18 protein-coding genes are annotated in these 17,045 nt (G+C 61.6%); 7 read left to right on the top strand and 11 right to left on the bottom strand.

What is annotated here, in order from left to right; translation table 11 throughout:
* Position 1: 1 nt before the first annotated feature.
* The 9 genes from ACCO56_RS14940 to fabG form a co-directional block, all read right to left on the bottom strand.
* Entirely contained in the window at positions 2-724 is a 723-nt protein-coding gene (locus ACCO56_RS14940) for an ABC transporter ATP-binding protein (protein WP_433641563.1), read from the bottom strand.
* The gene (locus ACCO56_RS14935; protein WP_433642014.1) at positions 717-1,457 is read right to left on the bottom strand and encodes an ABC transporter ATP-binding protein; all 741 of its coding nucleotides are present in this window, start codon (positions 1,455-1,457) and stop codon (positions 717-719) included. Before ACCO56_RS14935 ends, ACCO56_RS14940 begins: the two co-directional genes overlap by 8 nt.
* Positions 1,458-1,504: 47 nt before the next feature.
* Positions 1,505-2,485: a branched-chain amino acid ABC transporter permease gene (locus tag ACCO56_RS14930; RefSeq protein WP_433642013.1), complete on the bottom strand. Its 981-nt coding sequence runs from the start codon at positions 2,483-2,485 to the stop codon at positions 1,505-1,507.
* Between the two features lie 20 nt (positions 2,486-2,505).
* Positions 2,506-3,381, bottom strand: a complete 876-nt coding sequence (locus ACCO56_RS14925; protein WP_433641562.1) for a branched-chain amino acid ABC transporter permease — start codon at positions 3,379-3,381, stop codon at positions 2,506-2,508.
* Between the two features lie 74 nt (positions 3,382-3,455).
* On the bottom strand, positions 3,456-4,580 hold the full coding sequence (locus ACCO56_RS14920) for an ABC transporter substrate-binding protein (RefSeq protein WP_433641561.1): 1,125 nt from the start codon (positions 4,578-4,580) through the stop codon (positions 3,456-3,458).
* A gap of 141 nt (positions 4,581-4,721) precedes the next feature.
* On the bottom strand, positions 4,722-5,468 hold the full coding sequence (locus tag ACCO56_RS14915) for an SDR family NAD(P)-dependent oxidoreductase (RefSeq protein ID WP_433641560.1): 747 nt from the start codon (positions 5,466-5,468) through the stop codon (positions 4,722-4,724).
* A complete protein-coding gene (locus ACCO56_RS14910; RefSeq protein ID WP_433641559.1) occupies positions 5,465-6,583 on the bottom strand; it encodes an LLM class flavin-dependent oxidoreductase in 1,119 nt (372 codons plus the stop codon). Before ACCO56_RS14910 ends, ACCO56_RS14915 begins: the two co-directional genes overlap by 4 nt.
* A 36-nt stretch (positions 6,584-6,619) precedes the next feature.
* Positions 6,620-7,198: a cysteine hydrolase family protein gene (locus tag ACCO56_RS14905; RefSeq protein WP_433641558.1), complete on the bottom strand. Its 579-nt coding sequence runs from the start codon at positions 7,196-7,198 to the stop codon at positions 6,620-6,622.
* Positions 7,199-7,313: 115 nt separating this feature from the next.
* The gene (gene fabG / locus ACCO56_RS14900) at positions 7,314-8,060 is read right to left on the bottom strand and encodes a 3-oxoacyl-ACP reductase FabG (RefSeq protein ID WP_433641557.1); all 747 of its coding nucleotides are present in this window, start codon (positions 8,058-8,060) and stop codon (positions 7,314-7,316) included.
* A gap of 115 nt (positions 8,061-8,175) precedes the next feature.
* On the opposite strand from fabG, the gene ACCO56_RS14895 reads away from it, so the two are divergent.
* Genes ACCO56_RS14895 through ACCO56_RS14865 form a run of 7 tightly spaced genes read left to right on the top strand, consistent with a single transcriptional unit; the run spans position 8,176 to position 15,672 of the window.
* Positions 8,176-9,048, top strand: coding sequence for an IclR family transcriptional regulator (locus ACCO56_RS14895; protein WP_433641556.1), 873 nt, complete (start codon positions 8,176-8,178; stop codon positions 9,046-9,048).
* A gap of 15 nt (positions 9,049-9,063) precedes the next feature.
* Positions 9,064-10,311 (top strand): thiolase family protein, encoded by a 1,248-nt coding sequence (locus ACCO56_RS14890; protein ID WP_433641555.1) that lies wholly within the window; start codon positions 9,064-9,066, stop codon positions 10,309-10,311.
* Entirely contained in the window at positions 10,308-11,225 is a 918-nt protein-coding gene (locus tag ACCO56_RS14885; RefSeq protein WP_433641554.1) for a MaoC/PaaZ C-terminal domain-containing protein, read from the top strand. The genes ACCO56_RS14890 and ACCO56_RS14885 overlap by 4 nt, the downstream gene beginning before the upstream one ends.
* Positions 11,226-11,227: 2 nt before the next feature.
* A complete protein-coding gene (locus ACCO56_RS14880) occupies positions 11,228-12,748 on the top strand; it encodes an AMP-binding protein (protein WP_433641553.1) in 1,521 nt (506 codons plus the stop codon).
* A gap of 9 nt (positions 12,749-12,757) precedes the next feature.
* Positions 12,758-13,927 (top strand): acyl-CoA dehydrogenase family protein, encoded by a 1,170-nt coding sequence (locus tag ACCO56_RS14875; RefSeq protein WP_433641552.1) that lies wholly within the window; start codon positions 12,758-12,760, stop codon positions 13,925-13,927.
* On the top strand, positions 13,924-15,036 hold the full coding sequence (locus ACCO56_RS14870) for a CaiB/BaiF CoA transferase family protein (RefSeq protein ID WP_433641551.1): 1,113 nt from the start codon (positions 13,924-13,926) through the stop codon (positions 15,034-15,036). Before ACCO56_RS14875 ends, ACCO56_RS14870 begins: the two co-directional genes overlap by 4 nt.
* Before the next feature lie 18 nt (positions 15,037-15,054).
* Entirely contained in the window at positions 15,055-15,672 is a 618-nt protein-coding gene (locus tag ACCO56_RS14865; protein WP_433641550.1) for an NAD(P)H-dependent oxidoreductase, read from the top strand.
* Between the two features lie 186 nt (positions 15,673-15,858).
* On the opposite strand, the gene ACCO56_RS14860 is transcribed toward ACCO56_RS14865, so the two are convergent.
* Together ACCO56_RS14860 and ACCO56_RS14855 are read right to left on the bottom strand one after the other, a co-directional pair.
* Positions 15,859-16,092: a hypothetical protein gene (locus ACCO56_RS14860; RefSeq protein ID WP_433641549.1), complete on the bottom strand. Its 234-nt coding sequence runs from the start codon at positions 16,090-16,092 to the stop codon at positions 15,859-15,861.
* Between the two features lie 151 nt (positions 16,093-16,243).
* The gene (locus ACCO56_RS14855) at positions 16,244-16,948 is read right to left on the bottom strand and encodes a plasmid pRiA4b ORF-3 family protein (protein ID WP_433641548.1); all 705 of its coding nucleotides are present in this window, start codon (positions 16,946-16,948) and stop codon (positions 16,244-16,246) included.
* Positions 16,949-17,045: the final 97 nt, after the last annotated feature.

Raw genomic sequence — 17,045 nt, 5'->3', positions numbered from 1 at the left:
ATCAGAGACCCAGATAGGCCCTGACATCGTCTTCCCTGGTGGTCATGTCCGCTGCTCCGATCTCGTCAGCGACCCGTCCGTTTTCCATGATGTAGTGGCGGTCGGCGAAGGCCCGCGCAAAGCGGTAATTCTGCTCAACCAGCAGGATCGTGTAGGCACGGTCGCGCAGGGTCCTTATAAGCGCCCCGATCTCCTGGACGATTACAGGAGCAAGCCCCTCAGTCGGCTCGTCGAGCAACAGAATCTTCGCACCGCTGCGCAGGATGCGGGCTATGGCCAACATCTGTTGTTCGCCGCCGGACAGTTTGGTGCCGCCACTGTTGCGTCGCGCTGCCAGATTGGGGAACATCGCGTAGAGTTCCTCTGCCGTCATTCCGCCAGGCCTGAGGACGGGAGGGAGGAGTAGGTTCTCGTGCACGGTCAGCGACGAGAAGATGCCCCGATTTTCAGGGCAATAGGAAATTCCCAAATGAGCTGTCCGGCGCGACGACCTGCCGATCGCCTCTTCACCATTGATCCGGATCGATCCCCTACGGTTTCGCAGCAGCCCTGCAATCACCTTCAGCGTAGTCGATTTGCCCGCTCCATTGCGACCGAGCAGGCTCACGACTTCGCCGCGCCGAACGCAAAGGTCGATATTGTGCAAAACCTGAGTCTCGCCATAACCTGCGACGACGTGCCTGAGCTCGAGAGCGAGCTCGCGACTGGTGCCGGTCTCACTCATATCCCGCTCCGATATATGCGGACTGGACGTACTTGTTGGCCGAGACCTCATCATAGCTGCCTTCGGCGAGGACCTTGCCGCGGGCGAGGACCGTGATGCGGTCAGATATCTCCGCCACGACCGAGAGGTTGTGCTCGACCATCAGAATGGTGCGACCCGCGCGCAGCCGCGCGATGAGATCGGTAACGCGGCGGACATCCTCGGGCGACATACCTGCCATCGGTTCATCGAGCAGCATGACCTTAGGGTCCATGGCGAGCGTTGTCGCGAGTTCCAGCGCCCGCTTGCGGCCATAAGACAGCAGGCGCGCCTTCTCGTGGCGGTAGTCCGACAGGCCAACCAGCTCTAGCAACTCGCTGGCACGCATCATCAGGTCCTGGAGACTGGCGTCAGAACGCAGAATTGAATAGACGCGATGATTCTTACTCTGCAAAGCCACGCATACGTTTTGCAGCACCGTCAGTTCCTGGAAGACTGCCGAAATCTGGAATGAGCGCACGATGCCGTCGCGGGCGATTGCGGCAGGCGGCGTCCGCGTGACATCGCGACCTTCCAAAATCACCTGACCGCGGGTCGGGGTCAGGAATTTCGTGATCATATTGAAGCAGGTCGTCTTTCCCGCTCCATTGGGACCGATCAGCGCATGGATGTGGCCGCGCTGAACGGAGAGGTCGACGCCGTCTACCGCCCTGAAGCCGGCGAACTCCATCGTCAGTTTGCGGGTTTCAATCATGATGTCGGGACCGCTTGGACGCCCGCCCCCATTGATGGAACGATCAGTCACAGCGGACGCCTCCAGATACGAATGAGCAAGCCGACGATTCCTTCGCGGAACGCCAGGACGAGCACCACGAAGATCAATCCTTGGATGAATGTGACCCACTGGCCGAGGCCGGCCAGATGGTTCTGGCTGGTCACCAGGAGGGCCGCACCGATGACAGGGCCGAGCACGGTCCCGACTCCGCCAATCAGCGTCATCAGGACGACTTCGCCCGAGGTCGCGAGATGGACGTCCACCAGCGTCGCGATCTGGAAAATGATTGCCTTCATCGCTCCAGCGAGACCGGAGACAGTCGCCGAGATGACGAAGACCGCGAGTTTGATCATCCTGACGTTCAAGCCGAGCGACGTCGCTCGGCTTTCGCTGTCGCGCACCGCCCGCAGGATTTGGCCGAAGGGCGAATAAGTCAGGCGGTATGACGCCAGCAGAACCAGCATGAACATAACTGATACGACGACATAGAGGGTCATATCACTGCGCAAGTCAAACAGGCCGAACAGCGTGCCGCGCGGCACGCCCTGAATTCCGTCTTCTGCACCACTGTAAGGCGACTGGAAGACGATGAAGTAGACCATCTGAGCGAGGCCTAGCGTTACCATGGTCATGTAAATGCCGTGCCTGCGCGTCGCCAGCAGTCCGAAGACGACGCCGAGCACCGCTCCAGTCGTCATACCGACGAGCACGGCAGCCTCGGGCGAGAAGCCATAGTTCGCCGCGACGAAGGCAGCAGCATAGCCGCCTGCGCCGAAGAAGGCAGCATGGCCGAGCGACAGCAGTCCGCAATAGCCGAGCAGAAGGTTAAACCCGATCGCGAAGATCGAGAAGCACATCACCTTCATTAGAAATAGCGGATAGACGAAAGTCGGCAGAACGACCATCGACGCTGCGATAGCCAGAAATATCCAGAGGAAATGGCTTCTTCCCTCGTTTGGGTTTAGCAACGCGGAGGCCGACGCAGGGCTCCTCGCGGAATCAACGATTTCTTGCGTGTTGGACACGATTAGAGCTTCCCAAAAAGTCCGGCGGGGCGCGCCATAATGACAAGGATCATCACGACGAAGATGACGACGGAAGATGCCTCCGGGTAAATCACCTTTGTCAGTCCCTCGACGATCCCCAACGAGAAACCCCCGAGGATTGCCCCCAGCACCGACCCCATACCGCCGATAACGACGACTGCGAACACAACGGTCAGGAGTTCCCCACCCATCTGGGGGCTGACCGAATAAACCGGCGCGGCCAGTACACCCGCAAGCGCCGCCAGCGCGGTTCCGGCGCCGAATGTCAGTGCAATCAGAACCTGCACGTTGACACCGAAGGATTCGACGAGTTCCGGATTCTCAGTAGTCGCGCGCAAATAGGATCCGAGCCGCGTCTTCTCAATCGCGTACCAGACACTAAAACAGATCACGATTGAGGCGCCGATGATCCAGGCGCGGTACTTGGGCAGGAAAACGAAGGCGAGGTTCCAGCCGCCCTTGAGTTCGCTCGGGATGCTGTAAGGCATGCCGGCCGAACCGTAGATGCCCTGGAAGAGCGACTGCAGCATGAGCGCCACACCGAAGGTGAGCAGCAGCCCATAGATATGGTCGACGCCTTGAAGGCGCGCGAGAAGACCGCGCTCAAGGAGGATGCCGAACGCGCCCACGAGCAGCGGCGCCGCGATCAAGGCCCACCAGTAGCCGATGCCGGCATACTCCAGGAGCATCCACGCACACATTCCGCCAAGCATGTACAGCGCCCCGTGAGCGAAGTTCACGATGTTAAGCAGGCCGAAGATGATCGCCAGTCCGAGACTGAGAATGGCGTAGAACGAGCCGTTGATAAGGCCAATTAGGAGCTGGCCCGCAAGAACCTGGACTGAGGACGAATCCATTGGCATCTCTCTTGAAGATGGCCGAAAGGGAGGCGAGCTTTGGCTCGCCTCTCCTCTCGCTGATTTTGGTCAGACTACTTGACCAGCGCGCACTTGCTTTCGGAGAGCGGCCGGTACGCCTTGTCGCCGGGAACGGTCGCGACCAACTCGACAGAATCCCAGTCGGTGGCCTTCTTCGCATCCGGGCCCTTCGCACGCATCAGGTACATGTCGTGCACCATCCGGCCGTCGACCCGCACCGTACCGGCGGGCGTGAATGCGTCGGAGATTTCGGTGTTGCGAAGCTTCTCCATGACGGCCTTGGCGTCGTCCGACTTAAGCTCCGCGACCGCCGCGAGATAGGTGCGCACCGCGGAATAGACGCCGGCATGAGCCTGTGCCGGGATAGCGTTGCGCTTCTTGTAGAACGCATCGGTCAAGGCGCGCGTCTGGTCGTTCAGGTTCCAGTAGAATGCATCGATGTAGTACAGGCCCTGCGAGTCCTCTGGCCCGAGCGCCAGGATGTCGGCCATGCTGATCGCGGGGCCGACGAGGCGCAGCGACTCCCCATCGATGCCGAATTCACGCGCCTGCTTGACCGCGCGGACGAAGTCGGTGCCGGAATTCGCGAGAACGAGCACGTCCGCGCCGGAACTCTGCGCCTGCAGGATGAACGACGAATAGTCGTTGGCGCCGGTCGGATGCCAGACTTCGCCCACGACCTCCCCGGATGCTTTCTTAATCGCGCCGCTCATCACCTCGACGATAGAACGCCCGAAGGCGCTGTCATTGCCGATGAAGAACCACTTCTTGCCACCGGCCTCGATCACGGCCTGCGCCATGGAGTGGCCGGTGGCGTAGGTATCGTAGGTCCAGTGAATGCCGTTAGGCGAGCATGCGTCATTGGTCAGGCGGTCGGTGCCGGGACCGGAGAAGATGACCATGCGATTCTTCTCCTTCACGACATCCTGCACTGCCAGTGCGACTGCCGAACTGGCCAGGTCGACGATCAGGTCAACGCCGTCGACATCAAGCCACTGCCGCGCGAGGTTGACCGCGACGTCGGGCTTGTTCTGATGATCGGCAAACACCAGCTCGACCGGCACGTCGCCGATCTTGCCCTGGATTTCGGCGATCGCCAGTTCGGCGCCGGCGACCGAACCTGGGCCGGTCTGGTGCGAGAACGGGCCCGACATGTCGGTCAGGACGCCGATCTTCACGACGTTGCCGGAGATGTTGGCGGACGCCGCGGTCGTCAGCGCGGTAGAAAGGGCGAAGGCGGCGAAAAGCGATTTCAGTCTCATAAGTTCCTCCCGTTGAAATCTAGCAAAGCTATTGATCAATCCTAACCCGTAAGCCGATCAGGCCCGCCCTCCGTCGAGGACGAAGTCCCCACCCGTCGCGAAACCGGATTCATCCGAGCCGAGATAGACGGCGAGATCCGCCACCTCCTCCGGTCGGCCGAGGCGCTTCGCGAGCCGCTGCTCGCCAAGCGCCTGCAACGCCTGCGCCTGCCGTGCTTCCGGCAGGTTCGCCAGGAAGGTGCGCGGCATGGGCGTGTCGATCGCGCCTGGCAGGATGCAGTTCACCCGGATTGGCGCAAGTTCCATGGCCGCGATACGTGAAAGAACGACCAGACCGGCCTTCGTACCCGAATAGGCGCTCATGCCGCCGGTCATGCGGACGGCGGCCGCCGAGGACATGTTCACGATCGAGCCGTTCTCGCCCATCAAGGGTGCAAGCTCGCGCATGACCAAAAACGGGCCGCGAAGGTTGACCTTGTAGAGCCGGTCGAATTCGTCGACGCTCGTGTCCTTGAGCGGTCGGCCCACCATCGCACCGGCGTTGTTCACCAGCACGTCGAGCCGACCATGAGTTCGGGCGACATGCTCCCGAAGCGCCTTGACGGACGTCTCGGAGGTCACATCTAGCTTAACGCATTCGACCATGACGGCAGGATCCACGGCGGTCGGCGGCGAGAGGTCGGCGCCGATCACCGCGGCGCCTTCTTCCGTGTAGCGACGACAGATGGCCGCGCCGATGCCGCCGCAGGCGCCGGTCACCAGCGCGATCTTGCCGGCAAGGCGCTTTCCAGACAGCTCAGTCAATGCCGTATCCCCGCCTGCTTGAGGAGAGGCATGACCTTGTCGGAAAAGTAGGTCAGTTCGGCCAGGTAGTCCTTGAAATAAAAGACCACGCCGTGAAGGCCTCGGTTGGAGTAGTCAACCAACATATCGGCGATCTGCTCGGGCGTGCCGACGAGCGGTCGGGTGCCGTAGCCGGCCACGAAGCGCCGCATGCGCTCGTCATAACCCTCGTTGAACGAGCCACTCTGGACGCCCAGCGCCGACAGCATGCTGCGCGCCGCCTCCCAGTCGCCATTGTCCAAGATGTCCTGGAAAGCCGCCTGCGCCTCCGCTTCGGTGTCGCGGCAGACCACCAGCGCTGAGCACATCAGCGCGACGTCGCGGTTGAACTTCTGGTCGGCGATGGTCTTGACGGCGAGCAGCTTGTCGATGTCCTCCGGCTTTGTCGGCGAGCCGAAGCAGACATCGACATTGCGCGCGGAGAAGTCCACGCCCGCTGGCGAGGTGCCAGCGTTCACGAGCACCGGGCCGGGACGCTGGATCGGCTTCGGCTGCGATTCAAGCCCCTTCAGCTTGAGATACTCGCCGTCGAAGTCGAAGACGCCATCCTCGCTCCAGAGACGTTTGACGACGCTCAGCCACTCGTCACCGTAGCGGTAGCGGTCGTCATGCTGGCGCAGGGTGATGTCGAACATCGCCATCTCCTGCGCGAACCAGCCCATCACGACGTTGAGGCCGAAGCGCCCGTTCGAGATGTGGTCGATGGTCGCCGCCTGCTTCGCCGCGATCACCGGATGAGTGAGAGCCACGTGGGAGGTGGCGAAGCACATGATGTTCTCGGTAGCCGCTGCCATCGCGGCGGCCCAGGTATAGACCTCGTAGCTGCTTCCGTTGTGGTTGGACGAACCGCCCTGGCCCTTGAAGCGCCCGATCGGCAGCGCGAGCTCCATCCCCATCCGGTCGGCGAGCTGGATGACGGACTTGTTGTAGTCCCATGTCATCTGCCGGTCAGTGGGGAAGTTTGTGATGATACTGCCGCCGCTGCAGTTCAGCGCGAAGACGCCGAGCTTCAGCTTCTGAGAATTGAACAGCGGGACGTGCTTCGCCCGATACTCACGCAACTGCTCTCTGTTCACGATATCCTCCCGTTGGGCTGCCTAGCTGCGGAGCGGTCAAACGAAATCGACTTCGTCCGCCGTCGCGACGGCAGCGAACCGCTTCAGCACGGCTATCGACTCATCGTGCTCCGTCGCGCCCGGCGCGGCGCACGCATCCTCGACTACGACGCATTCGTAGTCGCGGTCATGCGCCTCGCGGATGCAGGCCTGCACGACGGCCGGGGTGGACACGCCCGACGCGACGATTCTCGAGATCTTCTTGGCCCGCAGGATCACTTCGAGCTCGGTGCCATAGAACGGGCTGACACGATGCTTGGTGATCAGGATGTCTTCCGGCATACGGTCGAGATCGGGATGGATTTCCGTGCCGAAGCTGCCGAGTTTCATCAGGCCAGCCTTGCGGAGGCCGGAGAACATGGGCGAAGTCGCCGAACACTCGCGATAGTCTTCGGAGAAGCCTACGCGCACGAAGATCACCGGGGCGCCGGCGGCGCGCGCCTTGGCAATCACCTTGTTAGTGTTCTCTATAATTCGGCGACTGCGCACCGCTTCCCCGAGCGGGCCCTTGCCGCTGGCACCGTCCGTGTGAACGAGGTCGTTCTGCAGATCGAGAACAAGGTATGCCGATGTCATTCTACTCTTCCTTACTTCTAAATTTCGTCTTCCGGACGGGCCAGTTTCACTCTGCATGCTTCGCCGACTGGATTGCCACCTAGCGAAGGCTGACGCGCCACCGTGAGAGGGGGCGTCAGTATCGTCCTCCGGTGACATGGAGGACCTCGCCGGTAATGTATGAGGAGCGCTGGGACGCCAGGAACAGTACAGCATCGGAAATATCTTCTGGGCGGCCGAGCCGGCGGATGGGAAGAGACGCCTTGGCGTTCTCGATGATGCGCTCGTAGTGTGGCAGGCTACGCACAGCCATCGTGTCGATAACGCCGGGGGCGACGGCATTTGCCGTGACGCCGAATTTGCCGTTCTCCAGCGCCATCGCACGTGTGAAACCCAACAGACCGGCTTTGGCCGCCGAATAGTTTGCCTGCCCCGGATTGCCGAGATGTGCCCTGGAGGAGATCGAGACGATGCGCCCCCAGCCGCGCGAGATCATCGCAGGTAATGCCCTTCTCGTGCAGAGATACGCCCCCTTCAAGACGACGTCGATCACCGCGTCCCAATCCGTCTCGGGCATGTTCCCGATACGATTGTCCCGGGTGAAACCAGCATTGTTGATCAGAATGTCCGGCTGGTCGGCCTGGACTTCAATCGATCCGAAGGCGTCAGCGACCGATTGCGCATCGGTCACGTCCATCGCCACGCCCAACGCGCGGCCACCTACCGCGCGGATGCCCTCCGCGACCGCCTGCGCCTCACCGAGACGGATATCGGCCGTGACAACAGTCGCCCCATGGGTCGCCAGAGCCTCAGCTATCGCTCTGCCCAAGCCGCCGCCAGCGCCGGTCACCAGCGCGGTCTTTCCTTCGATCCCCAGTTTCATGATGCCTGTTTCTGCAAGAATTCCGAATTGCGTTTCATGCTGCCCAGAAAGATTGGGCTTGTCAATGGAAATCATTTCCATCATAAATGAAACGCAATTCCATTGAGGAAAACCGATGCGACCGAGACAGAGCGCGACCAGGTTGGGCGACCGGAGCCTTCAGGCGGAAACCGAAGTGGAGCAGACCGAGCCGGTGAAGGACAGCCAAAAGATCGAGGCGCTGGAACGCGGCCTCCTGCTGCTTCAGGCATTTCGCAGGGGCGATCAGTATCTAGGTAACGCGGAGCTCGCGGCGCGCGTGCTCCTGCCCAAGGCGACCGTGTCGCGTCTCGCCTACACGCTGACAGCCGCGGGCTTTCTCGTCTTCGATCCCATCAGCCGACGATATAGCCTGGGCCCGTCCGCCATCGCAGTCGGCAGCGTCGCGCTGGCGAACACAAGCGTGCGCGAGGTCGCGCGCCCCTATCTCGAGCAGCTGGCCAACGACATGGCTCTGAACGTCGGCCTCGGCATGCAGGACCGGCTTCAGATCATGTATATCGATGCATTCGAGGGCAATCCGTTGATCGGGCTGCGGCTCTATTCCGGAACCCGGCTGCCGCTGGCCCAGACCTCCATGGGCCGCGCCCTGCTCTTCGCCTACAGCCCGGAAAAGCGTGCCGAGGTTTTGAGCGAGCTGCGCAAGTCGCAAAGCCCTCAGGAATGGGAAAGATCATGCGTTGGGATCGAGCGCGCCATGCAGGATCTGGAAAAGCATGGCTTCTGCTCCAGCGCCGGCGAATGGCGGGAGGAAATTCACGCGGTTGCCGCCCCGATACGCCTTCCGGACGGGCGCGTCTATGCGGTCAACGCCGGCGGCCCCGCTTATCTGGTCCCGATCGAGCGGCTGACCGAGATCGGCACCAAGCTCCGCTCGATTGCGGACGCAATCGAGCGAGCGATGGGCGGAGATGTCCCCTTTTCCGAAACGATGAATTCCGCAGGTTGAGACAACAGGAAAGCGATGACGAACGTCTACATCATTGGCGCGGCCATGACCCGGCTCGCCAAGCACCTGACCCTGTCCGTCAAGGACCTCACCGCGCAATCCGTCCAGGCAGCTTTGTCAGATGCTGGAATCGAACGCGAGGACATTGGCACGGCATGGTTCTGCAACACCCGTCAGGGCGCGCTGGAAGGCCAGCACGGCGTGCGCGGTCAGGCCGCGCTGAGAGCGTTCGGCTTTTCCGGAATCCCCATCTTCAACACCGACAACGCATGCGCCAGCTCCAGTTCGGGGTTGATGCAGGCTTTCGCCGCGGTCAAAGCCGGCTTCACCGACACCGCTTTGGTGGTCGGCACGGAGAAGATGAACTATCCAGAGAAGCGCCGGGAGATGTTCGAAGCTTTCAAGGGTAGCTGGGACAAAGACTTGGCGGAAGAGCACATGAAGGCGCTTCTCGCGGGCGGAGAGGGCATTGAGTTGCCGCACGAGGCGTTCGAAGCCGCTAGCGAGCGATCGGTTTTCATGGACATATACGCAGCTCAGGCCCGGTTCCACATGAAGACGTTCGGTACCACGCAGCGGCAAATAGCAGCCGTCGCTGCGAAGAACCATTGTCACTCACGGCTCAACCCATACGCCCAGTACCGCTTCCCCATGACAGTTGACGAGGTGCTCGCCGACAGGCTGATCGCTTGGCCGATCACTCGCGCGATGTGCGCACCGATGAGCGACGGGTCCGGTGCGCTGGTGATTGCCTCCGAACGCGCGGTTGCGCGGTTGGGCTCCAGGCGCGCGGTAAGGATCCGCGGCATGGGCGTGAGCAGCAGTAGCAACCGGTCGATCCAAGAATATGAAAAGCACCTGACCCGGGTCGCGGCGGATCGCGCCTATGAGCAGGCCGGAGTGGGACCTACCGAGATCTCCGTCGCGGAGTTGCACGACGCCTCGGCCATCGCCGAGATCGTTCAGAGCGAGAATGTTGGCTTCTGTGCCTATGGCGAAGGAGGACGGCTGGCGGAGAGTGGAGACACGGAGCTCGGCGGGCGGATGCCGATCAATGTCTCGGGCGGGCTGCTGTCTAAAGGTCATCCGATCGGTGCGACGGGGGCGATCCAGATCGTCGAACTGGTGACCCAGCTTCGCGGCGAGGCTGGCGAACGTCAGGTCCCGGCGCCGAAACTTGCCCTGGCCGAGAACGGCGGGGGGTTCCACGGGGTCGAAGAGGCCGCCTGCGTGGTGACCATACTCGAGGCGCCGGCGCGATGAGCCTGACTCCAGAACATGCCGCGCGGCTGCGTAACTGGCGCGTACCGAGGATGAGCCAGGACTACACGGCGCGCGACGCCGCGCTCTATGCACTGACGATCGGGTTCGGCGACGACCCGCTCGACCGGGACGAACTGAGGTACGTAGACCACACGCTGGGAAATTTTCGGGTCGCGCCCAGCTTCGCATTGATCCTCGGCTATCCGGGATTCTGGCTCGGCGACCCGGCGACAGGTATCGAGATCGGCCGTATCCTTCATATCGAGCAGTCGGTCGAGATCCTTACACCACTGGCACCTGCTGGTCGCGTCACGGGAGAGACGAGCGTCACCGACCTGCTCGACCTCGGCGCCGGCAAGGGTGCGGTTCTGAGATCGCGTCGCGACATTCGCGACGCTGACGATCGGCTGATCGCCGTCGTGCGCCAGTCGCACATGCTGCTGGGCTATGGCGGCTTCGGTGGAGAGCGCCCAGCCAAAAGCGCAGCGGAGAAGCTTGGCCAGCCAGCCTGGACGGTCAAGACGAAAGCGCTCCCGCAGCAGGCCCTGCTCTACCGGCTGAACGGCGATCTCAATCCCATTCACGCAGACCCCGACCTTGCCGCGATCTCAGGCTTCGAAAAGCCGATCCTCCACGGGATGTGCAGCTTCGGGATGACCTGCCGAGCCATACTGCGCAGCCTGTGCGCGTATGAACCGGCACGTTTGCGGTTCATTAGCGCCCGCATGACAGCACCGGTGTTTCCTGGCGAAACGCTGCGGCACGACATCCATCCGGGCGGCTTCTTCACGGCCACAGTCGTTGAGCGGGACAAGGTGGCGCTCGATCATGGCAGTGCGGTGATCCTGAATGACCGAAGTGAAAGGACCTTACTGCCTCAACCGCTTCCGACCAGTCAGAGAAAGGAAGCGTAGGTATGGCCAGCTTGATCTATGGTGACCGCCACCTTGACGGCGACGAACTCTCCATTCTCAGTCGCAAAGCGGCGGCGGCGCTTCTGGCCCGAGGTATCGATCGATCTGACGCCGTCGCGTTGCTTCTGAAGAACGGCCTGACATTCATTACGGCGAGCTCTGCCTTGCAGCATCTCGGCTGCTATGTCGTGCCGATCAACTGGCACGCGGCCAGAGCCGAAATCGAGCACGTCCTGCGCGACGCGGCCGTAAAGGCGCTGATCGTTCATGACGATCTGCTGACGCCCGAGCTTCGTGCAGTGCTTCCGCCGATCCTCGTCTTTGTCGTCGACCGGATCAGCGACACTGGCTCGGGCGAGCGAGTTGTCGGCTGGACGCCGCCAGCTGGAACTATCGACTGGCGCGATCTCGTTTTGGAGCGGGAGCCAATCGCGACCGAGCCCGTCCCCGCGGTCGAGAACCTCTTTTATACATCCGGCACCACCGGCCTGCCGAAGGGAGTGAGGCGTGGGACCGCCACCCCCCTGCAGGCCACTGCCGTCGCTGAGATGCGACGCAAGACCACGCAAATCGACCGATCGTCCCGGGTGCTCCTAACCGCGCCGATGTACCATACCGCGCCGAGCATGTATGCGGCTCGGGCAGCGCGCGAAGCAGACCTGCTGGTCCTGCCGACTCGGTTCAACGCCCGAGAGTTCCTGACGCTCATCGAGATGCACAGGATCACCAATTTGTACGCGGTGCCCACCATTTTTACGCGACTGCTCGCGCTGGCGGAGGAGGAGCGCTCGCGGTTCGACCTGTCCTCGCTGCGGAGCATCCTGCACGCCGGTAGCCCCTGCCCGGTGCATGTGAAAAGGTCGATGATCGAATGGCTGGGTCCCAAGCTGATCGAATACTATGGCTCGACCGAACACGGTCCTCTGACTTTCGTAACAGCGCAGGAGTGGGTGCAGCGTCCCGGCACGGTGGGCCGTGCAATTGAGGGAGTGACACTGGCGATCCTCAGCGACGACGGCGAGGTCTTGCCGGAGGGAGGCGTGGGTGAGGTGTACGGGGTAAACCGGAATTATCCGGACTTCGCATACAACAACAACGTCTCCGCCCGAACGATGCTGGACAGGCAGGGCCTGATCGCCACCGGCGACGTCGGCTACCTCGATGCCGAAGGCTATCTCTTTCTCTGCGACCGCAAGCGCGACATGGTCATCTCGGGCGGCGTCAACATTTATCCCGTCGAGATCGAGAACGCCGCCATGGAGCATGGCGCTATCGCCGACTGTGCCGTATTCGGGATTCCAGACGCCGAGTTCGGCGAATCGCTCGCCCTGCTGGCGGAGCCGCAACCCGGCAGCGATGTCGGCGTAGAGGCGCTGCGATCATATCTCGCCGAGCATCTTCCTCGCTTCAAGGTTCCGAAGCTAATCGAGATCCGAAGCTGCCTGCCTCGAGATGACAGCGGCAAGATCCGAAAGCGCGTCCTGCGCGAGCCCTATTGGGCTGGCCATACCATCAAAATCTAGGGCATCTCCATGACGATCGATACGACAAGCCGGCCTGAAATGCGCGAAGGATTGCGGCGATACGTTCGCGCTAGGCTCGTTCCCCTTGAGGCGGAAGTCGCGGAGAACGACCGGGTCAGCGACGACATCATCGCCGAAATGCGAGACATGGGTCTGTTTGGCCTCACCATTCCCTCGGAATATGGTGGTCTTGGCCTCTCGGTGTCTGAAGAGATTGAACTTGTTTACGAGCTTACCTGGGCATCCCTAGCCTTCCGCTCTGTCGTTGCAATGAACATCGGCATCGGATCTAAGGCCATCGTCGAAGACGGCACAGAGGAGCAAAAGCGTCGATGGCTGCCCTCCATCGCGAGCGGAGAGACGATCACTTCCTTCTGTCTCACCGAGCCGTCTTCCGGTTCCGACAGCGCCTCGCTGAAGCTGAGCGCCGTTCCGGTCGACGGAGGCTATCGCCTGAACGGCACCAAGCGCTTTATCAGCAATGCGCCGCTGGCAGGGCTGTTTATCGTCATGGCGCGAACAAGTCCCATCGCGCTGCCCCGCAATGCCCATGTCTCGGCGTTTCTTGTGCCGGCCGGAACGCCGGGCGTCACAGTCGGGCCGCGCGACAAGAAGATGGGCCAGAGCGGCGCAGCAACTGCGGACGTCTATTTCGAAGATGCCTTCGTCCCGGCCGAGAACATAATCGGCGGGCAGCCCGGCCACGGTTTCGCCACGGCAATGAAGGCGCTGGACCGTGGCAGGATCGCGGTTGCCGCATGCTGTGTCGGGCAGGCCCGACGGATACTGCACGAAGCCCTGACCTATGCCGAGTCACGGGAACAGTTCGGGCGGAAGATCTCGCAATTTCAGCTGATCCAGGCAATGCTGGCCGACAGCCAGGCGGAACTCTATGCCACTGAATGCATGGTCGGCGATACGGCCCGCCGCTACGACCACGGTGAGCCCGTCGCCAAGGAAGCCTCCTGCTGCAAGATGTTCGCCTCCGAGATGGTGGGACGGGTCGCCGATCGCGCGGTCCAGATATTTGGCGGAGCGGGCTATGTGCGCGACTCTGGAATCGAGCGGTTCTACAGGGATGTCCGCGTCATGCGCATCTATGAGGGAACAACCCAGATCCAGCAGCTGGTCATTGCGCGGGCAATGCTGCGCGAGCATGGGGGCCTACCGGCTAAATGAGCTGTTCCGGTCCCCTCGCCGGCACGCGCGTGCTGGAGTTCGCAGCTCTCGGTCCCGTGCCCTTCTGCGGCATGTTGCTAGCCGACCTCGGCGCCGAGGTGCTGCGCATCGACCGGCCGGGAACGAGCGAGAAACCCGTGGACATATTGGCTCGTGGAAAGTCTTCGATGATCCTAGACCTCAAATCCTCGGGCGATCGGGAACGCGCGCTGGAGGCGGCATGCCGCGCGGATGTCCTGCTGGACGGACTTCGTCCGGGGACTATGGAGCGCCTTGGGCTTGGTCCGGACGTGGTGCTCGCGAAAGCACCCCAGCTGATCTACACCCGCATCACAGGCTGGGGGCAAACCGGGCCCCTCGCCCATACTGCCGGCCATGACATCAACTACATAGCGGTCGCGGGAGCGCTCGGCGCATTCGGACCCGCCGGCTCTCCGCCCGTCGCGCCGATCAACCTCGTCGGCGATTTCGGCGGCGGCGCGCTCTATGCGGCGTTCGGCATCGCCAGCGCGCTGGTAGAGCGGCAGCGCTCGGGGAAGGGCCAGGTCATCGATGCGGCGATGGTCGACGGGACAGCGAGCATGCTCGCGATGTTGCTGTCGCATCAACAGGGCGGACGCTCTGGAACGGGTACACGGCGGGGCGAGTATTTCCTTGACGGAAGCGCACCTTACTACCGGGCCTATGCCTGTGCCGACGGTCGATGGCTGGCGCTCGGCGCCATCGAACCGCAGTTCTGGTCAATCTTCCTAGGCAAGCTCGGCATCGAGCGCGATTTGAGCCAAGCACCCGATCGATGGGCGGAGGTAACGGCGCTTCTCGAAGAGAGGTTTCGCGCCCGTCCCCGCGACGAATGGATTGCCATGTTCGACGGATCCGACGCCTGTGTCAGCCCGGTCCTCACTGCGGCGGAGCTGCCGGGGTTTCCCCATCTTGCCGCGCGCGAAACCTTCATCACTCGTGACGGACTTTTCCAGCCGGCCGCGGCGCCGCGGTTCTCCCGCACTCCGGGCGGCATCCAGGGCGCGCCGACTCGCGTTGGGGCAGACGGCGAGCAGCTTCTCGCGAGTTGGGCCGCGCACCGACACGCCCAGAACTCAGCTACCTAGCCAAGGGAAACGATCGCCATGCAGCTTGATGTCCCCGCTCCGCTTGCAACACAAGGATTTAATTCTATGAAGGATTCTCGCCCCATACGAGTGGTGGGATTCAGCGGCAACACGCACCGCCCGTCCAAAACGCAGGCACTCGTGAGCGCTCTGCTCGCCGCCGTCAGTGACACGGTCAAGGTTGAAATCCAGCAGTACGACATCTTGGACTTTGGCGACGGCCTCGCGAACGCCTTCAGCCGAGAACAATTGTCTGGCGCCGCAGAGACGATCCTCGACGACATCGAGAGGGCCGACGGGCTGATCCTGGCTTCACCCACTTACAAGGGTTCCTATTCCGGGCTGTTCAAGCACGTCATTGATCTGTTGGCGCCCGAGGCGCTTGCGAATAAGCCCGTCATCGTTGGTGCGACCGGAGGTGGGCTTCGCCACGCACTCATCGTCGAGCATCAGTTACGCCCGTTGATGGGTTTCTTCAGCGCGAACACTATCGCGACCTCGGTTTATGCAAGCGATGCAGAATTCGAAGGAGGTCTTCCAAGTGCGCCTCCTCTTAGAGAGAGAATCTCGGCAGCAGGTACAAGTTTGGCAGGCCTCATGATCAAAAATATACAACCTTATTCCTGTGCAGACTAGCTTCTGAGAAGAGGCTATACCTATCAATATAAAGTGGCGTCTCATTGCGATCCGGCGATCGCTTTGCCTTTATTGGCAGAAAGCGATCTCGAAAAATTTACAGGACAACGTGAGATAGTACCTGCTTCTATCGTTCGGCTTCCCTAAGCGGCCTGGTAGAAGAAGCCATACTCCGCCGTAGGATGGTTACAACAGGGGCGGGTGCGGCGTCCGTCCCTCTCGCGATTTTCCTTCAGCCAAAATTCCACCTGCGTTTCCACCATCTTCTGCTGGAGTTTTCGCCAGCAACGTTTTGCTCTCGGCAAGCGACAAGCCGAGGTCCTCCGGACCCTTGGTGGCCTTCGTCAAATCCGCGACGACTTCGCTGGCGATCGTCTTGCCGCCTGTGTTGGTGATTTCCATGACGATCCGAACCTGCATGCCGTACCTTTTTTATGAGCTTTCCAGAAGGGGCGAGTGGAAAACCGATCCCGCCAGCACTGCACGGTTCCCGCCCTGCGCGTTTGCGCAAGTGGAGCTGTGCTTCATCGCGTCCGTGGGATCCCCAGGGGGCGCGGGACGCAAGAATGGGTCAAATCTGCTGATGCATGAGGGTGAGATGCTCGTCCTGCCGCGGACGCTTGTTCACTTCCCGCCGTTCGTACGGCCTGCCTGTTAGAGCTATGTGCTTCTTAATTCGATCGAGCAATTCTCGCAGCTCCTCCCTGCGGCTGGGATTATCAAAGATTGCAAGTGACTTTGCGTCGTTGATTTCCGCGATGAACTCCAATGCAGTGGCGACATCCTCATCCTGCTCCAGCCCGAGTGCCGTGTCCCTCTGCCGCATCCAGACATCAGGCCCGCCACTGTCTTCCGGCGGACAATTGCCGTCGCTGCCGATGCAGCAAGGATAGTGCGTGCCCGGCTTGGGAGAACGACTTTCTTCCAGCCGGACTTCCTGTTCCCAGGGAATGTTGAGGTCGTATTCGTAGAGAAACCGGCTGCTCTTGCGCAGCGTTAGGGCGTCGAGCACGATATCGGCGGATGCGGCCGCCGTTTCCCACGAGCCGTAGCGGACCGTGTGCGCGGTGAACTGATAAAGGTGGATGCCCTCCCAGCCCATCGCGACCTGGAGAACACCATGAAATTCCCGCAGGGTCATTGTGGATGGCACCTGCACCCGGCGCCAGATCATCGGACTTACGCCTTTCAGCCAGATGCGGAATTGCAGGATCGTCGGCTGCTCATCCGGAACGCTATTCGTTGCGGATGATGAACGTCGAATGTCGGAGTCCACGTGTGATTTCAAAAGTGCTGGCCCCGGCGAGAATGACCGCCAAGTCTATATCTCATTCAAGCCTGCTTCGGCGCTGCCACACAATTCCTCAAAACGT

Origin of the sequence: Mesorhizobium sp. 1B3, from assembly GCF_050958605.1 — a bacterium.
In the GTDB taxonomy this organism is placed as follows: domain Bacteria; phylum Pseudomonadota; class Alphaproteobacteria; order Rhizobiales; family Rhizobiaceae.
The sequence above is the reverse complement of the archived record's forward strand: the minus strand, read 5'-3'. Positions and strand labels throughout refer to the sequence as shown.